Source organism: Bradyrhizobium vignae, assembly GCF_004114425.1.
Classification (GTDB): domain Bacteria; phylum Pseudomonadota; class Alphaproteobacteria; order Rhizobiales; family Xanthobacteraceae; genus Bradyrhizobium; species Bradyrhizobium vignae.
The window spans coordinates 1-19,248 of record NZ_RDQF01000057.1 but is presented as its reverse complement, the minus strand read 5'-3'; the positions used below and the strand labels follow the sequence as shown (position 1 = coordinate 19,248).

At 65.2% G+C, this 19,248-nt stretch carries 17 protein-coding genes and 1 pseudogene; 7 read left to right on the top strand and 11 right to left on the bottom strand.

Going from position 1 to position 19,248, the window contains the following annotated elements:
- The first annotated feature begins 82 nt into the window (after positions 1-82).
- Together EAV90_RS32115 and EAV90_RS32110 are read left to right on the top strand one after the other, a co-directional pair.
- Positions 83-1,216, top strand: a complete 1,134-nt coding sequence (locus tag EAV90_RS32115) for an HlyD family secretion protein (protein WP_129145724.1) — start codon at positions 83-85, stop codon at positions 1,214-1,216.
- The gene (locus EAV90_RS32110; RefSeq protein ID WP_129145723.1) at positions 1,203-2,831 is read left to right on the top strand and encodes an MFS transporter; all 1,629 of its coding nucleotides are present in this window, start codon (positions 1,203-1,205) and stop codon (positions 2,829-2,831) included. The genes EAV90_RS32115 and EAV90_RS32110 overlap by 14 nt, the downstream gene beginning before the upstream one ends.
- A 6-nt stretch (positions 2,832-2,837) precedes the next feature.
- Here the strand turns inward: EAV90_RS32110 and EAV90_RS32105 are convergent, their stop codons facing one another.
- The 3 genes from EAV90_RS32105 to EAV90_RS32095 form a co-directional block, all read right to left on the bottom strand.
- On the bottom strand, positions 2,838-3,578 hold the full coding sequence (locus EAV90_RS32105) for a sulfate transporter family protein (protein ID WP_129145722.1): 741 nt from the start codon (positions 3,576-3,578) through the stop codon (positions 2,838-2,840).
- A 162-nt stretch (positions 3,579-3,740) separates the two neighbouring features.
- Entirely contained in the window at positions 3,741-4,187 is a 447-nt protein-coding gene (gene nikR, locus EAV90_RS32100) for a nickel-responsive transcriptional regulator NikR (protein WP_122406305.1), read from the bottom strand.
- 57 nt (positions 4,188-4,244) lie between these two features.
- A complete protein-coding gene (locus EAV90_RS32095; protein WP_164937200.1) occupies positions 4,245-6,695 on the bottom strand; it encodes a heavy metal translocating P-type ATPase in 2,451 nt (816 codons plus the stop codon).
- Between the two features lie 74 nt (positions 6,696-6,769).
- Here EAV90_RS32095 and EAV90_RS32090 point away from each other — a divergent pair, with 74 nt between their 5' ends.
- A complete protein-coding gene (locus EAV90_RS32090; RefSeq protein WP_122400208.1) occupies positions 6,770-7,045 on the top strand; it encodes a metal-sensitive transcriptional regulator in 276 nt (91 codons plus the stop codon).
- A 274-nt stretch (positions 7,046-7,319) separates the two neighbouring features.
- On the opposite strand, the pseudogene EAV90_RS32085 reads toward EAV90_RS32090, so the two are convergent.
- Positions 7,320-8,285 (bottom strand): annotated as a pseudogene (locus tag EAV90_RS32085) (YiiX/YebB-like N1pC/P60 family cysteine hydrolase).
- A gap of 191 nt (positions 8,286-8,476) precedes the next feature.
- On the opposite strand from EAV90_RS32085, the gene EAV90_RS32080 reads away from it, so the two are divergent.
- The gene (locus tag EAV90_RS32080) at positions 8,477-9,865 is read left to right on the top strand and encodes a flavin monoamine oxidase family protein (protein ID WP_129145719.1); all 1,389 of its coding nucleotides are present in this window, start codon (positions 8,477-8,479) and stop codon (positions 9,863-9,865) included.
- Positions 9,866-9,923: 58 nt separating this feature from the next.
- On the opposite strand, the gene EAV90_RS32075 is transcribed toward EAV90_RS32080, so the two are convergent.
- From EAV90_RS32075 to rpmI, 5 genes are all read right to left on the bottom strand, one after another.
- Positions 9,924-10,694 (bottom strand): sulfite exporter TauE/SafE family protein, encoded by a 771-nt coding sequence (locus EAV90_RS32075; RefSeq protein WP_129145718.1) that lies wholly within the window; start codon positions 10,692-10,694, stop codon positions 9,924-9,926.
- Positions 10,691-13,099: a phenylalanine--tRNA ligase subunit beta gene (gene pheT / locus EAV90_RS32070; RefSeq protein WP_129145717.1), complete on the bottom strand. Its 2,409-nt coding sequence runs from the start codon at positions 13,097-13,099 to the stop codon at positions 10,691-10,693. Before pheT ends, EAV90_RS32075 begins: the two co-directional genes overlap by 4 nt.
- A complete protein-coding gene (gene pheS / locus EAV90_RS32065) occupies positions 13,096-14,178 on the bottom strand; it encodes a phenylalanine--tRNA ligase subunit alpha (protein ID WP_129145716.1) in 1,083 nt (360 codons plus the stop codon). The genes pheT and pheS overlap by 4 nt, the downstream gene beginning before the upstream one ends.
- Positions 14,179-14,362: 184 nt before the next feature.
- Positions 14,363-14,722, bottom strand: a complete 360-nt coding sequence (gene rplT, locus EAV90_RS32060) for a 50S ribosomal protein L20 (protein ID WP_027550107.1) — start codon at positions 14,720-14,722, stop codon at positions 14,363-14,365.
- A gap of 80 nt (positions 14,723-14,802) precedes the next feature.
- A complete protein-coding gene (rpmI, locus tag EAV90_RS32055) occupies positions 14,803-15,003 on the bottom strand; it encodes a 50S ribosomal protein L35 (RefSeq protein WP_008539890.1) in 201 nt (66 codons plus the stop codon).
- 272 nt (positions 15,004-15,275) lie between these two features.
- On the opposite strand from rpmI, the gene EAV90_RS32050 reads away from it, so the two are divergent.
- The gene (locus tag EAV90_RS32050; RefSeq protein WP_129145715.1) at positions 15,276-15,680 is read left to right on the top strand and encodes a hypothetical protein; all 405 of its coding nucleotides are present in this window, start codon (positions 15,276-15,278) and stop codon (positions 15,678-15,680) included.
- Between the two features lie 65 nt (positions 15,681-15,745).
- On the opposite strand, the gene infC is transcribed toward EAV90_RS32050, so the two are convergent.
- Positions 15,746-16,285, bottom strand: a complete 540-nt coding sequence (gene infC / locus EAV90_RS32045; RefSeq protein ID WP_122406304.1) for a translation initiation factor IF-3 — start codon at positions 16,283-16,285, stop codon at positions 15,746-15,748.
- Between the two features lie 247 nt (positions 16,286-16,532).
- Between infC and EAV90_RS32040 the strand changes: the two genes are divergently transcribed.
- Both EAV90_RS32040 and EAV90_RS32035 read left to right on the top strand, forming a co-directional pair.
- Positions 16,533-17,321: an alpha/beta hydrolase gene (locus tag EAV90_RS32040; protein ID WP_129145714.1), complete on the top strand. Its 789-nt coding sequence runs from the start codon at positions 16,533-16,535 to the stop codon at positions 17,319-17,321.
- Positions 17,322-17,534: 213 nt separating this feature from the next.
- Entirely contained in the window at positions 17,535-18,002 is a 468-nt protein-coding gene (locus tag EAV90_RS32035) for a nuclear transport factor 2 family protein (RefSeq protein ID WP_164937199.1), read from the top strand.
- A gap of 222 nt (positions 18,003-18,224) precedes the next feature.
- Here the strand turns inward: EAV90_RS32035 and EAV90_RS32030 are convergent, their stop codons facing one another.
- Complete coding sequence (locus EAV90_RS32030; RefSeq protein ID WP_122400200.1) at positions 18,225-19,022, bottom strand: acyl-CoA thioesterase domain-containing protein; 798 nt, start codon at positions 19,020-19,022, stop codon at positions 18,225-18,227.
- Positions 19,023-19,248 lie beyond the last annotated feature (226 nt).

Genomic DNA, 19,248 nt, shown 5'->3' with positions numbered 1-19,248 from the left:
GAGATGCCGGGTCCGTTGCTCGAACCGTCCCGGAATGACAGCAGTGAGATTTGCGTTCGGACAAGCGCTTTTGGGGGCATCCGTGAGTCAACAAGAACGAGTTCCGTCACCGCCTGCCGCCGCACCTGTCCCGCCGCCCAAGTCAACACAACGGCCGGCCTCACCGCTCTGGAGCCGGCTCGCGATCCCGCTGTTTGCGGTCATCGTTGCGCTCGGCTTCGTCGCGCTGGCGACGCTGCGCTTCGACGAATGGGTCGGCAATGCGGTGATCCAGACCACCAATGACGCCTATGTGCGGGCGGAGCTGACGCGGCTTTCGAGCCGCGTCTCGGGCGAAGTGCTCACCGTAGGCGTCACCGATTTCCAGCGCGTGAAGGCCGGCGACCTCCTGATCCAGATCGATCCGGCCGACTACGAGGCGCAGGTCGCACAGGCCGAAGCCAATGTCGCTGCTGCGCAGGCCACCCTCGACAATCTCGCCAATCAGATCGAGCTGCAATATGCCACGATCGCGCAGGCGCAGGCCGCGCGGCTGTCCGCGGAGGCCATGGAGGTGGAGGCGCGGCAGGAGCAGGAGCGTCAGCAGTCGCTGTCGCAGACCGATGCCGGCACGCGCCAGCGGCTCGAGCAGGCGGTGGCCGCTTATGCCAAGGCGCAGGCCGACGTGCGGGCGAGCCGCGCCGTGATCGCAGCCCAGCAGCACCAGCTCGAGGTCCTGCAAGGCACCAGGAAGCAGCGCGCCGCCGATGTCGAGGCAGCCAAGGCGACGCTGGCGGGTGCGAAGCTCAAACTTGGTTACACGAAGGTCACCGCGCCGTTTGACGGCGTTGTCGGCGAGCGGCAGGTGCAGCCCGGCGATTACGTCAATATCGGCACCAATCTCATCAATGTGGTGCCGCTGCCCAACGTCTATGTGATTGCGAACTACAAGGAGACCCAGCTCACGCACGTCGCACCGGGCCAGCCGGTCGAGATCACCGTCGACAGTTTCCCGCGTGAGAGGCTGCACGGCAAGGTCGAGCGCATTGCGCCGGCGACCGGCGCACAAGTGGCGCTGCTGCCGCCCGACAACGCAACAGGCAACTTCACAAAGGTGGTGCAGCGCATTCCCGTGCGCATTCAGTTCGATCACAATCAACCGCTGCTCGCTCGGCTGGTGCCGGGCATGTCGGTGGTCACCAGCATCGATACCAAGGCTGCGAATGGCGGAAAATGACGCTGCCAGCCGCGAGCCGGTCTCGCGCGGCGGCATCGCGCCGCAGCCGCTGTTCGCCGTCGCGGCGGTGCTGCTCGGCTCGTTCCTCGCCAATTTCGATAGCCGGCTGACCACGGTCGGCCTGCCCGACCTTCGCGGCGCGTTCTCACTCGGCTTCGACGAGGGCGCCTGGCTCTCCACGGCCGGCATCGGCTCGCAGATCTTCATCGCGCCTGCGGTGGCCTGGCTTGCTACCGTGTTCGGCCTGCGCCGCGTGCTCGGCATCCCCAGCATCGTCTATGCGGCCGTCTCTTTCATCATTCCATTCGTGCACCACTATCCGACATTGCTTGCGCTCAGCGTCGTGCATGGCCTGTTGCTCGGCACCTTCGTGCCGGCGACGCTGATGATCGTGTTCCGCAATTTGCCGATCCGCTGGTGGCTGCCGGCGATCTCGATCTATGCGATCCGCGTCGGCTTCGCCTTGGACACGTCGACCTCGCTGGTCGGCTTCTATGTCGACCATCTCGGCTGGCAATGGCTGTACTGGCAAGGCGTGGTGATCGCGCCCTTGATGGGCCTGATGGTCTATCTGGGCACGCCGAACGAGCCGGTGAACCGTGCGCTGCTGCGCGACGCCGATTGGGGCGGCATGCTGCTGCTCGGCGCCTCAGTCTCGATGATCTATGCCGGGCTCGACCAGGGCAACCGGCTGGACTGGCTCGGCTCCGGCACGGTGATGGCGCTGCTCGCCAGTGGCGCGGTGCTGTTTCTGGCCTTCCTCGTCAACGAGTCCCTGGTGCGGCAGCCCTGGGCACATGTGAATGTGCTGTTCTCGCGCAACATCGGCTTGGGGCTGGTCCTGATCCTGCTCTACACACTGACCAGCCTGTCCAACGCCTCGCTGGTGCCGAACTTCCTCGCAACCATCGCGCAGCTCAGGCCCGAGCAGAGCGGCCTCTTGCTGCTCACCTATGGCGCGTTGCCGATGTTCGTGCTGGTGCCGGTCTCGATCTGGCTGCTCAGGCATTTCGATACACGTACGGTGCTCGTTCTGGGCTTTGCCTGCTTCGCCGCGGCGAATCTCTGGGGCACGCGGCTCACCCATGTCTGGGCGCGCGAGGATTTCATCGGCATCGTGCTACTGCAGGCGATCGGGCAGTCGCTGACCCTGCTGCCGCTGATCATCACGCTGCTCTCCAACTCCGATCCGAGCCGCGCCACCTCGTTTGCCGCCTATATCCAGATCATGCGGCTCGGCGGCGCCGAGATCGGTGTGGCGTTGATGGGCACCTGGCTGCGCGTCCGCGAGCAGGTCCATTCCTTCTATCTCGGCCAGAACCTCGCGGTCGGCGATGTCGATGTGGTGGAGAGACTAAAGCAGCTCGCCGATCATTTCGCCGCCCATGGCAGGGGATCGGCGCAGGCGCGCGCGGTCGGCACGCTGGCGGGCATCGTCCAGCGCGAGGCCAATGTGCTCGCCTACATCGACGGCTTCTGGCTGTGCTTCTGGCTCGCGATGGCCGCACTCGGTGTCGTCGCGCTGGTCACCCGCGCGCCGACGGGCCCATTCACGCCGGCGCCGTTCGGCTTCGCCAAGACGGTGCTGCGCAAATGCGGGATGCCTGTGGCCTGAGCCGGGTTACCGCGCCTGCCGCGCCGGCTCGATCAGCTCGGGCCGCGGGCCTGACAGGCGCTTGTGCATGTGGACCATGAAGGCCATGCCGAAGATCGGCGTCGCCAGGTTGACGATCGGGATCGAGACGAAGGCGGCGATGAACAGGCCGGCGGTGAAGATGGTCGCGGCATTGTCGCGCCGCATCGCCTTGGCTCCCTCCGGTGGGCGGAAGCGCATCGCGGCGAGCTCGAAATATTCGCGGCCGAGCAGCCAGGCGGCGGCGAGGAAGAAGATCAGGAAACCGGCGCCGGCGAACAGCACCAGCGGCAGCGCGGCGAGATAAACCACGATGGTCAGTAGCGCGGTCTTGATGCCCTCGAACATCGCCTGGGTGAACGGCAGCGCCGTGCCGGGTCGTTCGGCCGGATAATGCTCGCGCTCGACGATGTTGGCGACGTCGTCGACGAACAGGCTCGCCACCAGTGAGGTGATCGCAGGCATCAGGAAAATGCCGCCGAACACGACACCGAGGCCCGCCGCGATCGAGACGATCCAGGACAGGATTTCGAGCGATGAATGCCAGCCCGGTCCAAGCAGGCCTTCCAGCCACACCTCGCCGGAGGTTGCAAACCAGCTGAGCAGCCGCTGCAAGCCGATCGCCAGCACGGTGATCAGCACCAGCGCCAGCCCGATCGATCGCCACAGGATCGAGCGCATCGGCGGCGAGATCATTTGCGACAGCGCCTTGATGGCGGCATCAAGCATGGGGCACCCTTTCACGAGACGACCCGCGAGAGGTAGACATGCAGGGCGATTTCGGCAAGGGAGGCTGGCCTGCTGTGGCCAGCGGCTTGACGGTCTCGTGTCCCGGATGCGGCGCTCCGCTGAAGGAGCGCTGCGCCGCGTCCGGGGCACGAGAGCTACTGTCTACCCATGCCGATGTCCGTGCTTGCGCGCCCTCGCCTGCTTCCCTTCCCCGGTCGGGATCATCACCACGCGGCCGTAGCGCACGCCGCGTTCGGCGATGATGTGGTCGGCGAAATGCCTCACCTCGGAGGCCGCGCCGCGCAGCGCCGTCATCTCCATGCAATTGTTGTCGTCGAGGTGGACGTGCAGCGTTGCCAGTGCGAGATCATGGTGGCCGTGGAATTCCTGCACCAGCCGCTTTGATAGATCGCGCGCGGCGTGGTCGTAGACATAGACGAGGCCCGCGACGCATTGGCCGGTCTGGGCGGTGTCCTCGGTGGATTGCTGAAGCCCGGCGCGCGCGAGGTCGCGGATGATCTCGGAGCGGTTCTGATAGCCGCGCGCTTCCGCCGCGGCATCGATCTCCGCCAGGAGGTCGTCCTCGATCGTGATCGTAATCCGCTGCATCAGGTCCCCTCCGCGCATCTCGCCGAATGGACCCGTTTTACACGGATTTTGCGACCCTCACAGCCGCGTTGCACGAAGCCGCAGCGCATTGCCGACCACGCTCACCGAGGACAGCGCCATCGCCGCTGCCGCGATGATCGGGGAGAGCAACAGACCGAACGCCGGATAGAGGATGCCGGCCGCGATCGGAATGCCGGCGGCGTTGTAGATGAAGGCGAAGAACAGGTTCTGGCGGATGTTGTTCATCGTCGCCTGCGACAGTTTTCGCGCGCGCACGATGCCGATCAGGTCGCCCTTCAGCAGCGTCACGCCGGCACTCTCCATCGCCACATCCGTGCCGGTGCCCATGGCGATGCCGACTTCGGCCGCTGCCAGTGCCGGCGCGTCGTTGATGCCGTCGCCGGCCATCGCGACGCTGCGGCCGCCCTTTTGCAGCTTTGTCACCACCGCGCTCTTCTGGTCCGGCAGCACCTCGGCCTCGACCTCGGCGATGCCGAGCCGGCGCGCCACGGCCTCCGCCGTCGTGCGATTGTCGCCGGTCAGCATGATCACCTTGATGCCTTCATCGGCCAGCGCTTTCAGCGCCTCCGGCGTCGAGGCCTTGACCGGATCGGCGATCGCGAACAGGCCGGCCAGCCGGCCATCGACGGCCATGTTGATCACGGTCGCGCCGTCGCCGCGCAGCCGTTCGGCTTCGGTGTCGAGCGTCTTGGTCTCGATGCCGATGGAGGTCAGATATTTGGCATTGCCGAGCACGACGGTCTTGCCGTCGACCTTGCCGGTCGCACCCTTGCCCGTCGGCGAATCGAATTGCTCGACTTGGCCAAGGGCGAGCTGCCTCTCCTTGGCCGCGCGCACGATCGCATCAGCTAGGGGATGCTCGCTGGCGCGTTCGACGGTGGCCGCAAGCCGGAGGATGTCGTCTTCCGCAAAGCCGGACGCCGGCACGATCGCGACCACCTTGGGCTTGCCCTCGGTCAGCGTGCCGGTCTTGTCGACCACCACCGTGTCGATCTTCTCCATCCGCTCCAGCGCCTCCGCGTTCTTGATCAGCACGCCGCCTTGCGCACCGCGGCCGACGCCGACCATGATCGACATCGGGGTCGCCAGGCCCAGCGCACAGGGGCAGGCGATGATCAGAACGCTGACCGCCGCGACCAGGCCGAAGGCGAGCCGCGGCTCCGGTCCGAACCACGACCAGGCGGCAAAGGCGGCGATAGCGACGACGATCACCGTCGGCACGAACCAGCCGGCGACCTGGTCGGCCAGGCGCTGGATCGGTGCGCGCGAGCGCTGCGCGTCTGCGACCATCTGCACGATCTGCGACAGCAGCGTCTCGCGCCCGACCTTGTCGGCACGCATGATGAAGCTGCCCGATTGGTTCAGCGTGCCGGCAATGACCCTGGCGCCGGTGTCCTTGGTGACCGGCATGGATTCGCCTGTCACGAGGGATTCGTCGAGCGAGGAGCGCCCCTCCAGGATGGTGCCATCCACCGGCACCTTCTCGCCGGGACGGACGCGCAAGCGGTCGCCGGCATGGAGCGTGTCGATCTCGACCTCATGCTCGCTGCCGTCAGCGTCAACGCGACGCGCGGTCTTGGGCGCAAGCTGGAGCAGCGCCTTGATCGCGCCCGACGTCGCATCCCGGGCGCGCAGCTCGAGCACCTGACCGAGCAGCACCAGCACGGTAATGACGGCCGCCGCCTCGAAATAGACCGCAACCGCGCCTTCATGGCCGCGGAAGGTGGTGGGGAAGATCTGCGGCGTGACGGTGCCGAGGACGCTGTAGACATAGGCAACGCCGGTGCCCATCGCGATCAGCGTGAACATGTTGAGGTTGCGCGTCAGCAGTGATTGCCAGCCGCGAACGAAGAACGGCCAGCCCGCCCACAGCACTACGGGTGTGGCGAAGACGAGCTGGATCCAGTTCGACAGCGTCGGATCGATCCAGTTGTGCGGACCTGCGAGATGGCCGCCCATCTCCAGCACCACCGCCGGCAGCGCCAGCACGCCGCCGATCCAGAACCGCCGCGTCATGTCGGCGAGCTCCGGATTGGGACCAGTCTCCAGGCTTGCGATCTCCGGCTCCAGCGCCATGCCGCAGATCGGGCAGGTGCCCGGGCCGACCTGACGGATCTCGGGATGCATCGGGCAGGTATAGATCGTGCCTGCGGGCATCTCAGGCTCGGGTGCCTTCTCCTTCGCGAGATATTTTGCGGGATCAGCGGCGAATTTGGTGCGGCAGCCGGCCGAGCAGAAATGAAAGATCTCTCCGTGATGCTCGAAGCGATGCTTCGAGGTCGCGGGATCGACCGTCATGCCGCAGACGGGGTCTTTCACCTTCGTTGCTGCTTCACCGTGAGGATGGGGATGGCCGGCATGATCGCCGTGGCCGCCACAGCACGAGGAGGCCTCCGGCTTGGCCGCCGGCGGTGTAGCCTTCGTGGAACAGCCGCATCCGGAATGCGTTTCCGCGTCGTGACGATGCTCGTGTGCGTTGTTGTTCATTGCCATGCTCCGGCCTTTTACGCGGGCTCGTCCGTGGGCTTGCAACCTATACCCTGTAGGGGTATATAGAGCCCATGCGCAAGGACATCAAGACATCTGTCGGAAAACGTCTCGGCCGGATCGAGGGCCAGGTTCGTGGCCTCTCGAAAATGGTAGAGGAAGACCGCTACTGCATCGACATCGTCACGCAGATCTCGGCGGTGCGTGCCGCGCTGCGCCGGGTCGAGGAAGAGATCCTGAAGGACCATGTCGCCCATTGCGTCGAGCACGCCATCGCGAGCGGCGACAAGGCCGATCAGCGCGAGAAGATCGCGGAGCTGATGGCGGTGATCGGACGGGCGGAGCGATAGCGCGCGCTCTCTCCACCGTCATTGCGAGGAGCTCTTGCGACGAAGCAAATCCAGACTGCCGCCACGGTAACAGTCTGGGTTTGCTTCGCTGCGCTCGCAATGACGGTGAAGAGGCGAGATCATCGCGCTACACCCCAGCTGTCGTCCCGGCGCAGGCCGGGACCCATAACCCCAGGGAGGGTTTTGGCGAAGACTGGCTGTTCGATACCGCTATCGCCCGTACTCGATGGATCACGCGGTATGGGTCCCGGCCTGCGCCGGGACGACGGTGGGGCTACGCCGCGATCCCCCGCTCGCGCGCGCGGTAGATCGCGAGCTCGCACAGCAGCACGAAACGCTCGGAGAACGCGGCGGTGATCTCCGCGGGCTATGCGTTCACTTCTTCAGCCGAAATCTCAGCCGACGCCTCTTCGTCAATCGCCTCAGGAACGAGCGGCGGCGCACGGAGCGTTTCTGGAAACACACTGAAAGTGCCCGCCACCTCCTCGAGCGGCTTCTGCTTGTCGGCCCAGTGCAGGGCGGTGTAGTCGAACCCGTGCACGATGGTGGGTTTGACGACTTCGAAATAGGGCGAGATGTCGAAGTCGCGGGGCATGTAGAGCGAGGAATCGCGGATGTGCAGGATCTCGCGACGGGCGGCGCGGCTGCCTGCTTTGGTGATCTTCGGCAGGATCGGATAGCGCACGGCGTCGAAGGCCTGCGCGATCAGCGCCGAGCAGATGATCTTGGTCGGATCGCCCGAGCCGATCGCGATCATGCGCCGACGCCAACGCTGCGGTATCGGCAGCGGGAACAGGTAACGCATGAGATCAATGATGTTCTTGGTATCGTAGCCGAAGCCGATGCGGTTGATCGCATAGCGGCAGACCGTGGTGCGGTCCTCATGGGACAGCCCGACCGGGCGGCAGATGCGGGTGTGATAGGGGAAATATTTCGACAGCGGTGCGGAGGTGACGCCTTCGCCGATATTGGCTTCGATCAGCACATGCGGCTCGCCGTTGGGCTCCTCCGCCCCCTCGATCGGGCCGACATAGAGCGCGGCATGCGACCAGGTCGACTGCGTCAGATATTTGATGATGCCGGAGATCCGGTTGTTGCCTTCGACGAGCAGCACGTCGCCGGGCTCGATGACGCCGCGCAGATGCTCCGGGTCGCTCGGCGTGAACGGCTCATAGCCCGGCACCTCCTTTGAGAGGTACGCGGCAATCAGCTTGCCGACTGAATCCAGGACCGTCCCCATGTCGAACTCCCCCCACGACCTTCTCCGGCCGTCTTTTTCCCTTCTCTATCATGGTCGAAACGTGTTGCAATTCGGTTCATCACTCTGCGAGATCAAGCGGATTGATTCACCATGATGGTTGCTGCGCAACATCAGATACGGCAAGGTTCGCGGGCTGTTCCCGTTCGCCGCAAGTCCCCGGAAACCATGACATGACAATCACGCGCCGCGGTTTCCTTTCGGCGTCGGCGGCTTTTGCGGCGATGCCGGTGCTGCGCGCAACCGCCGCACCCCTGCCACGTGAGGTCGACATCGTCGTGATCGGTGCGGGAGCTGCGGGAATTGCCGCGGCGCGGCGCATCATCGCGATGGGCCGCAAGGTCGTCGTGGTGGAAGCGGCATCGCAAGTCGGCGGCCGCTGCATCACGGATAGTACGACGTTCGACACGCCGTTCGACCGCGGCGCGCGCTGGATGCACAATCCCGACACGAACCCCATGATCCGGCTGGCGCGCAGCGTCGGGCTCGACGTGCTGCCGGCGCCATCGGGCCAGAAGATGCGCATCGGCCGCCGCAATGCGCGCGCGGGCGAGACGGAGCAGTTCCTGGCGGCGCTGGTGCGCGCCAACCGCGCCATCGACGAGGCCGCGCGCGGCAAGCTGGATACATCCTGCGCGTCCGTGCTGCCCAAGGATCTCGGCGATTGGGCCGGCGCGGCCGAGTTCATGCTGGGCGCGGGCTTCGCCGGCAAGGACCTGAAGGAGCTGTCCGCGATCGACAAGGGGCGCGCGCAGGACCGCAACGCGGCGATCGCCTGCCGCCAGGGCCTCGGCACGCTGATCACCAAGCTTGCCGAGCAGGCGCCGGTGGCGCTGTCGACGCCGGCGAGCCGCATCGCCTGGAGCAACCGCGACGTCAGCGTGGAGACGCAAGCCGGCAAGATCGCCGCGCGCGCCGCCATCGTCACGGTCTCGACCAATGTGCTGACATCGGGAGCGATCAAGTTCGCACCCGATATCCCCAAGCGGACGTTGGACGCGGCATCCAAGCTCAGCCTAGGAAGCTACGATCGGATCGTGCTGCAATTGCCGGGCAATCCGCTCGGCCTGTCGCGCGACGACATCCTGATCGAGCAGAGCGATTCGATGCGCACGGCACTGATGTACGCGAATATCGGCGGCTCCTCGCTGTGCTCGATCGATGTCGGCGGCTCGTTCGGCCGCGATCTCACCGAGCAGGGCGAGAAGGCCATGGTCGCTTTCGCCAAGGAGTGGATCACAAAGCTGTTCGGCAGCGAGGCCGCCGCCGCCGTGCAGAAGACCAGCGCCACGCGCTGGAATGCCTCGCCCTTCGTGCTGGGCGCGATGTCGGCGGCTTCGCCGGGCGGTCAGCTCTCGCGGAAAACCTTGGCCGAGCCGATCGGCAACATGTTCCTCGCCGGCGAAGCCACGCACGAGACGCTGTGGGGCACTGTCGACGGTGCCTGGGAAAGTGGCGAGCGTGCTGCGGATGCAGCCTTGCGCAAGATCGGCGCGCTCAGGGACGAGCCGGCCGACGTGCCGACGCAGTCGACGAAGAAGCGGCGCGTGCCGCGGCAGTAGGGGCAACCAAGTTGCAACAAACTGCGCCGTCGTCCCGGACAAGCGCGCGGTTGAGATTTCAGCGCAACACCCCGTCCAGCGCTGGCAGCCCCGCAATCACCGCCAGCGCGATCAGCCCGTAACAAATGCCGCGAAACACCTTTTCGTTCGCGCGCCCGAACAGCGAAGCACCGAACGCGACCCCGAGCGCGTAGACGGGGCCGACGATCAGCGAGAGCACCAGCGATTCGCGACTGATCAAACCCGTTGTCGCATAGCTGACCATCGAGAAGAAATCGGACGCGCCGAAGAACAGTACGATGTTGGCGCGCGCGACGATCGGGGCGATCGGACGGCCGAGCCAGTAGCCGACGATCGGCGGGCCGCCGGTCTGCGCGAGGCCGCTGCAGAAGCCGGAGAGGCTGCCGATGCCGACCGAGAGCCAGGTGTGGTCCTTGCCGCGATAGCGCCAGCCCGACAGCAGCAGAAGCAACAGCGCTGCGACGAAGCAGGAGATGATCCAGCGCGTGGTGACGGGCTCGAGCACGCTGAGAAAGTATGTGCCGGCGGGCACGCCGATCAGGGCACCCAGCACGATCACGGCGGTGGCCTTGCGGTCCGCCTTGCGCCATGCGTCAGGCAGCAGCGGCGCTGCCGCGACGAAATCGATGACGAGCAGCAAGGCGGCAACGAGCCGCGGCGCCGCGATGCTGCTCGCCAGCGGCATGAAAATCAGCGCCGAGCCGAAGCCGGAAAAGCCGCGGGCGGTGCCCGAAACGAAAGCGACGGCGCAGAGCGCCATCGCAATGGTGAGGCTGACGTCCTGCGGGAGAAAGCCGGCGAGACTCATCCCCGCAAGGTGCCACCGGTCTTCTTCGTGACCTCGGCCACGATCTTGGCACCGACGGCCTCGATCTCCTGGTCGGTCAGGGTCTTCTCACGCGGCTGGATCGTCACCGCGATGGCGATAGACTTCTTGCCGTCTTCGATGCCCTTGCCCTCGTAGACGTCGAAGACGTTGACGCCAGTGATCAGCTTCTTGTCGACGCCCTGCGCCGTACGCACGATGTCGCCGGCCTTCACCGTGCGCTCAACGATGAAGGCGAAGTCGCGCGTAACAGGCTGGAACGCCGAAAGCTCGATCAGCGGCTTGGCGCGGGTCGGCTTCTTCTTCGCCTCCGGGATGCGGTCGAGGATCACCTCGAACACCATCAACGGACCGTCGGCGCCGAGCGCCTCGAGCGCACGGGGATGCACCTCGCCGAAACTGCCGAGCACGTTCTGCGGCCCGATCTGGATCGTGCCGGAGCGGCCCGGATGCAGCCAGCCGGGACCGCCGGCGACGATCTGCAGCGCCTGCATCGGCGCGCCGGCCGCAGCCAGCACCGCCAGCGCATCGGCCTTGGCGTCGAACACGTCAGCCTGGGCGGAGCCGGTCCAGTGCCGTCCGAGACCTTCGGACGAAGCAAGGCCGCGGCGCACGCCGCTCGCCGCCATGAACTGGTCCTGCGGGCGATCACCCTTGAACACCTGACCGACCTCGAACAGTGCGACATCGCCGAAGCCGCGATCGGCATTGGTCTGCGCGGCCGCGATCAGGCCCGCGAGCAAGGTCGGACGCATGTCGGAGAGATCAGAGGCGATCGGATTGGCCACTTCGAGCTCGCGCTGACCGCCGCCGAACAATTTTGCCGCAGGCTTGGCGATGAACGACCAGGTCACGGCCTCGACCATGCCGCGGCTCGCCAGCGCGCGCCGCGCGCGGCGGGTGCGCAGCTGGAGCGGCGTCAGCACGGATTTGCGCGCGTCCTCGCCGCGCTCGAACGGCGTCATCGGCACCTTGTCGACGCCGAAGATGCGCACGATCTCCTCGACGATGTCGGCCTTGCCGTGCACGTCGGAGCGCCAAGAGGGGACTGCCACCTTCACCACCGGGCCGGGGCCCGCCATCATGAAGCCGAGATGGGTCAGGATACGCTTCATCTCGACCTGAGGCACTTCGATGCCGGACAGGCGCTTCACTTCCGTGACCGGGAAGTCGATCACGCGGTCGTCGGCGAAGGATTTGCCGACCACGACAGTCTCGGACGGCGTGCCGCCGCACATCTCCATCACCAGCCTGGTCGCGAGCTCCAGCCCCGGCACCATGAAGGCCGGATCGACGCCGCGCTCGAAGCGGTAGCGTGCATCCGAATTGATGCCGAGCTTGCGGCCGGTCTGGGCAATATTGATCTCGTTCCACAGCGCCGATTCGATCAGCACGTCGGTCGTGGTCTCGTCGCAGCCCGAGGCTTCGCCGCCCATGATGCCGGCGAGCGATTCGACGCCGCGCTCGTCCGCGATCACGCAGATGGCGGGATCGAGATTGTAGGTGCGGCCGTCGAGCGCGAGCAGGCTCTCGCCCTCGCGTGCGCGGCGCACGACGAGATTGCCCTTCACCTTCTTGGCGTCGAACACGTGCAGCGGCCGCGCGCGGTCGAAGGTCATGAAGTTGGTGATGTCGACCAGCGCGTTGATCGGGCGCAGCCCGATCGCGGTCAGCCGCTTCTGCAGCCATTCCGGCGAAGGCCCGTTCTTGACGCCGCGCAGGAGGCGCAGTGCGAAGCCCGGACACAGCGTTGCGTCCTCGACAGTGACCTTCACCGGGCACGGGAATTCGCCCTTGATCGGCTTGATCGTCGGGTCCTTGAACTTGCCCATGTCGGCGGCGGCAAGATCGCGCGCGATGCCGTGCACGCCGGTGCAGTCCTGCCGGTTCGGCGTCAGGTTGATCTCGACCACGGGATCGCCGAGGCCGGCCCATTCGGCATAAGCCGCGCCGATCGGTGCATCCGCCGGCAATTCCATGATGCCTTCATGGTCATTCGAGATCTGGAGCTCAGCCGCCGAGCACAGCATGCCGCGGCTCTCGACGCCGCGAATGGTGCCGACGCCCAGCGTGATGTCCTTGCCGGGAATGTAGGTGCCGGGCGGCGAGAACACGCTGATGAGCCCGGCCCGCGCATTCGGCGCGCCGCACACGACTTGCACCGGCGCGCCACCGTCACCGGTGTCGACCATGCAGACCCGCAGCCGATCGGCATTCGGATGCTGCTCGGCCGAGATCACCCTCGCAATGGTGAAGGGCTTGAGCGCCTTCGCCTTGTCCTCGATGTTCTCGACCTCTAGCCCGATCATGGTGAGCTTGTCGGCGAGCTTTTCGAGCGGCTCGTCGGTGTCGAGATGGTCCTTCAGCCAGGAGAGGGTGAATTTCACGAGCTCAGCCCTCCGGCAAGCGTTGGCACTTCGAGCGGCTTGAAGCCGTAATGGGACAGCCAGCGGACGTCGCTGTCGAACAGCTGGCGCAGGTCGGCGATGCCGTATTTCAGCATGGCGATGCGGTCGATGCCCATGCCCCAGGCAAAACCCTGGTACTCGTCGGGATCGATGCCGCAGGCGCGCAACACGTTCGGATGCACCATGCCGCAGCCGAGGATCTCGAGCCAGTCCTCCCCCTCGCCGAAGCGGATCTCGCCCTTGTCGCGGCGGCACTGGATGTCGACCTCCAGCGACGGCTCGGTGAACGGGAAGAACGAGGGGCGGAAGCGCATGTTGATGTGATCGACCTCGAAGAACGCCTTGCAGAACTCGTGCAGGATCCATTTGAGGTGGCCGAGATGCGAGGTCTTGTCGATGACGAGGCCTTCGACCTGATGGAATTGCGGCGTGTGGGTCGCGTCCGAATCGATGCGATAGGTGCGGCCCGGGCAGATCACCCGGATCGGCGGCTTTTGGCTCAGCATGGTGCGCACCTGCACCGGCGAGGTGTGGGTTCGCAGCAGCATGCGCGAGCCGTCCTCCTTCGGATGGAAGAAGAACGTGTCGTGCATCTCGCGCGCCGGATGGCCTTCCGGGAAATTCAGTTTTGTGAAGTTGTAGTCATCGGTCTCGATGTCGGGGCCTTCGGCCACCGAGAAGCCCATGTCGGCGAAGATGGTGGTCAGCTCGTCCCAGACCTGACTCAGCGGATGGATGCGGCCGGTTTCCGCTGCGGCATCGCGCAGCGGCAGGGTGACATCGACGGTCTCGGAGGCGAGCCGGGCTTCGAGCGCTGCCGACTTCAGCACGTCGCGTCGCGCGGCGAGCGCCTGGCCGACTTCGTCCTTGGCCTGATTGATCGCGGCGCCTTGCGTCTTGCGTTCGTCCGGCGACATCTTGCCGAGGGTGGCGAGGAGCGCCGAGATCGAGCCCTTCTTGCCGAGGGCTGCAACACGCACGGCTTCCAACGCAGCCTCGTCGGAGGCGGCGGCGATGTCGGCGATGATCTGGGCTTGGAGCTGGGCAAGATCGGTCATGGCAATCCCTTTTGGCCAGGATGCTGAGCCGATGATCCTAGCCCGTCACGCCCGGCATTGTGCCGGACATCCACGTCGGAGAAGTGTATTGGCGCGACAGGTGACGGCCGGGGCAGTAAAGCGCGAGGCGCGCCCCTGACCGGGCCATCACAAGCTGAACGCTGCGAGCACAGTGCAAGACGGCTTACGCCGCCAGCGCGGCCTTGGCCTTCTCGGCGATCGCCTGGAACGCGGCGGGCTCGCGGATCGCGAGATCCGACAGCACCTTGCGGTCCACGGTGATGCCCGACTTGGCGAGGCCGTCGATAAATCGGCTGTAGGTCAGGCCGAACGGACGGACGGCAGCGTTGAGGCGCTGGATCCAGAGCGCGCGGAAAGTGCGCTTGCGACGCTTGCGGTCGCGGAAGGCGTATTGCTGGGCCTTCTCCACGGCCGGCTTGGCGGCGCGGATGGTGTTCTTGCGGCGGCCGTAGAAACCCTTGGCGGCCTTGTAGACCTTCTTGTGCTTGGCGTGGGCGGTCACACCGCGTTTGACGCGAGACATGACGAAATCCTTCAGAGATGACTTTGGTTATCGGATTGCCGCGGGATGCGCGGCGAGGCTGGCAGTGATCGCGGACGCGATCAGGCGTTCGGCAAGAAGTATTTCTTGACGTTGTCGCCGTCGGTCTTGAACAGCACGCGGGTGCCGCGGAGCTGACGGATCTGCTTCTTCGTCCGCTTGATCATGCCGTGACGCTTGCCGCGTTGGGCGTGCATCACTTTGCCGGTGGCAGTCACCTTGAAGCGCTTTTTAGCGCCCGATTTGGTCTTCAGCTTGGGCATTTGGCTCTCCTAATGGCCATAGAGATTCGCCCGCGAAGGCGGCTGGCCGTCAAAAATGCTCGTTAGAGCGTTGATTGTGCTCAGGTTTTACGAACAAGCGCGAAACCCGCACGAAACACCGCCACGGCAGCCCTTAATCAGCCGGGCGATGAAGGCTGGGCTTATGACAGAGGACAAGCCAATTGGCAACGATGAACCGCCGAAACCTGCCCGCCGACTATTGGAGGTTGCCACCCCTCATCTCCAAGCCTTGTGCCTGAAGCAGGACCAAAATGGCCCCTTTCCCGCAATTTCTCTCTTCGCTGGCGAATTTCGCCCGGCCCCGCCATCTGGCGCCGTTCGCCGTGCTCGCCACGGCTGCGCTGCCACAGACCGCCGACGCCCGCGCCGGCGGCTATGACGGCATCTGGAACGTCACCTTCGCCACCACCCGCGGCAATTGCAGCTCGGGCTACAGCGTTCCCTTCGTCGTGACAGGCAGCCGCGTCTCGTCCGCCGGCGGCGGCCGGGTCTCGGGCCGGGTCAACCACTCCGGGGCCGTCGCCGTCCAGGTTTCGGTCGGCGCCTCCCATGCCAGCGGCGGCGGCCGGCTCGCGGGCCTGAACGGCGCCGGTTCATGGAAGGGCGTCATCTCCGGCGACCGGTGCAGCGGCACCTGGCAGGCGAGGAGGATCTGACACACAAACGGCCCGCCGGAGATCCGGACGGGCCGCTGAATTCTCAGTCCCCAAAGCGCTTCGCGTCAGCGCGGCGCCAGCACCATGACGACCTGGCGACCTTCGAACCGCGCGTCCTGTTCGACCTTGGCGAGCTCGGCGACGTCGGTCTTGATCTTGTCCAAAAGCTTGGTGCCGATCTCCTGGTGCGCCATTTCGCGGCCACGATAGCGCAGCGTGATCTTGACCTTGTCGCCCTCTTCGAAGAACCGCTGCATGGCGCGCATCTTCACGTCGTAATCGTGGTCGTCGATCATCGGGCGGAGCTTGATCTCCTTGATCTCGACCGTCTTCTGCCGCTTACGAGCTTCCGCGGCTTTCTTCTGCGCGGAATACTTGTACTTCCCGTAGTCCATGATCTTGCAGACGGGAGGGCTGGTATTCGGCGAAATCTCGACCAGATCCATGCCGACTTCCTGAGCCATCCGGATGGCGACGACGGTCTCGACCACTCCTTTGTTGTCACCGGTTTGGTCGATCAGCTGGATCTGCGCATTGCGGATATCATCATTGATGCGTGGCCCGTCTTTGCTGGCAGCGGGCGGAGCTTTATTAGGACGGCGAATGGGTGGTTCTCCAAAGTTGTGAAGGAAGCGGCTATTTTGAAGCAAGATGCGTTTGCCGGCAAGCAAGTCGCTCGTGCGAAACGCGAAAAACCCTCAAATGCGAGGCATTTTGGTCACGCCTGGGCGCGCTGACGACATAGACACCTTGCATCTGTTCCGCAAGCGTTCCAAAGGGCAATGCCGCCACCGAATTGAGCTGCGGGACGCGTCCAAACAGCTCAAACCGCACAGCCAGAGTAAACGTTCCATGACCGACATAATTCCTGATGCCATGCTCGACTTCATCGATGTGGGCGAGGGCCTGTCCGCACGCAGGATCGCGGTGCGCAGTCGGCGTGGACAGGGACCCGGATTGGTCTGGCTCGGCGGATTCAAATCGGACATGCAGGGCAGCAAGGCCTTGGCGCTGGACGCCTGGGCCCGGGATCACGGCCGCGCAATGGTCCGGTTCGACTATTCCGGCCACGGCGAGTCCGGCGGCGATTTCGCCGACGGAACCATCGGACGCTGGCTGGAGGAAAGCGTCGCGGTGTTCGAGCGGTTTTGCGACGGCCCGCAGGTCCTGATCGGCTCGTCCATGGGCGGCTGGATGGCGCTGCTGCTCGCGCGCGAGATCAAGAAGCGTCCTGGCAAAGCGTCGCTGGCCGGTCTCGTCCTGATCGCGCCGGCGCCCGACTTCACCGAGGAGCTCATGTGGAAGAATTTCTCGGCCGCGGTGAAGAAAGAGATCGAGACCAAAGGCGTCTGGCTTCGGCCCTCGGAATACGGCGACGGCTCACCCTATCCGATCACGCGGAACCTGATCGAGGAGGGCCGCAATCACCTCGTGCTCGGCAGCGCCATCGATCTCGGCTGCCCCGTCCGCATCCTGCAAGGCGCGCAGGATCCCGACGTGCCCTGGCAGCACGCGTTTGCGCTGACCCATCGCCTGCCGGCCGACGATGTCGTCCTGACCATGATCCAGGACGGCGATCACCGCCTGTCGCGTCCGCAAGACATCGCGCGCATTCTTGCCGCGGTGGCCGAGATCGGGTGAAACTGGTGCCCAACATTCGGTGTCATGGCCCGACTTGATTGGGCGATCCAGTATTCCAGCCAAGGCTGTGCTTGAACCGAGAAGCCGCGGCGTACTGGATGCCCTGGTCCCGGCTCCGCCAAGGCTACGCCGGGGCCACAAGGGTGCTCGGCCGCCGAAGCTTTAGCGAAGGCGGCAAGCCGGGGCATGACGGAGAAATTGGGAGATGCGCCAATGACCACCACTGCCATGCTGCGCGCTTTCTGCGATGCCGTCGAGCAGCGCAACGGCCGTGCCTTCGCCGAGCTGTTCACCGAAGACGGGGTCTATCACGACGTGTTCTACGGCGCCTTCGCCGGCCGCGCGAAGATCGCCGCGATGATCGATGACTGGTTCTATCGTACGGCGACCGATTTCCGCTGGGACATGCACGAGCCCGTCACCGACGGCACCACGCTCTATGCGCGCTACACCTTCAGCTACAAATCAACCCTGCCGGAAGCGAACGGTGCGCGGGCGATGTTCGAGGGTGTTGCCGTCATCACGCTGCGTGACGGCAAGATCGCGAGCTATCACGAGGTCGCCAATACCGCGCCGGCGTTCGTCGATTTGAAGTTCGCACCCGAAAGAATCGCGAAGATCGCGGCCAAGCAGGGCGCCAAGCTGAAGGCGCGCCCCGAGATGCGGCGGCATCTCGTCTAAAGCATGATCCGGAAAAGTGCGAAGCGGTTTTCCGGAAAGATCATGCGTAAACAACAAGCTAAAGCGCGATGACGATTCATCCAAATCTCATCGCGCTCTAGCCGTCATTCCGGGGCGCGCGGAGCGCGAACTACGGTGCGCAATTGCGCATCAGAGAATCCAGAGATTGTTGAGCGGGATTCCGGGGTCATCGCTGCGCGATGCCCCGGAATGGCAGTGTGGCTACGGCGGCGGCGCTTTTGCCATCGGCTTGCGCTGGGCCAGCGCTGCGACCGTCGCGGTGCCGATCGGGCCCTGTTCGTCATAGAGCCAGCATTCGCCGATCGCGACGCCGTCGGTGGCGTGGTGGTTCACCACCTCGAAGCCGATCCACTTCGTCACCGGCAGGCGGTGCAGATAGATCGTGACGTCGCTGTTGATGTAGCCGAGTCCCTTGTCGCCGGCGTTGGCAAACGGGCTGGCGAAATCGGCACCAACGGCGACATGGACGAACGGCGTCATCGGGGCGCCGGCGACGAGCTCGCGCACCTCGCTCATCCACAGCCGGCGCGGCCCGAGCGAGCCCATGTGGCCGACGATGGGGCGCGTGGTCCATTTGCCGTTCATGCCGAGCCTGGGATCGGTCGGTTTCGGGATGTCTGATGGCTTCGGCACCTCCCAGTTCGGCGGCGACCAGACATTGCCCTCCGGATTCTGCGTCTTGCGCAGCAGCTGGCAAGAGGCGCGCGCCATGCTGACGCCGCCGGAGACGAATTCCGCCTCGACCACGCGGATGCGCAGACCGTCACGCACGAGGCGTGTCGTCACCTGAATCGGTTTGTCGATCGTCGGCAGCCGAAACATGTCGACCGTGAGCCGCGCCGGCACGAATTCGGGCCCGGAATGGCGTTCCTCGATCGCGAAGCCGAGCAGGCCGACGATGACGCGGCCGTGCAGCGATGTCGGATCCCATGGACCATTGGCGACTTCCGTCGGATGGAATGTATCGCCGTCGCGCGTGAAGAAAGGCATGTTTGTCATGCGCGCGAGATTGCGGGAATGGGTGAGGAAATCAAGGGTGGGCGTCGTAAGAGTGAGGGGGCAAAAGCTCTTGCCAAAATAACAGGTGTCATCGCCCGACTTGATGTTCAGCCCGGGGACATGACCGACGGGTGTTCGGGGACATAGCCGACACATCATAGTGCAGGGATTTGGCAGTAAAGGAGGCCAAGTCCATGCCCTGGCGAGAGGTGTCGGTGATGGATCA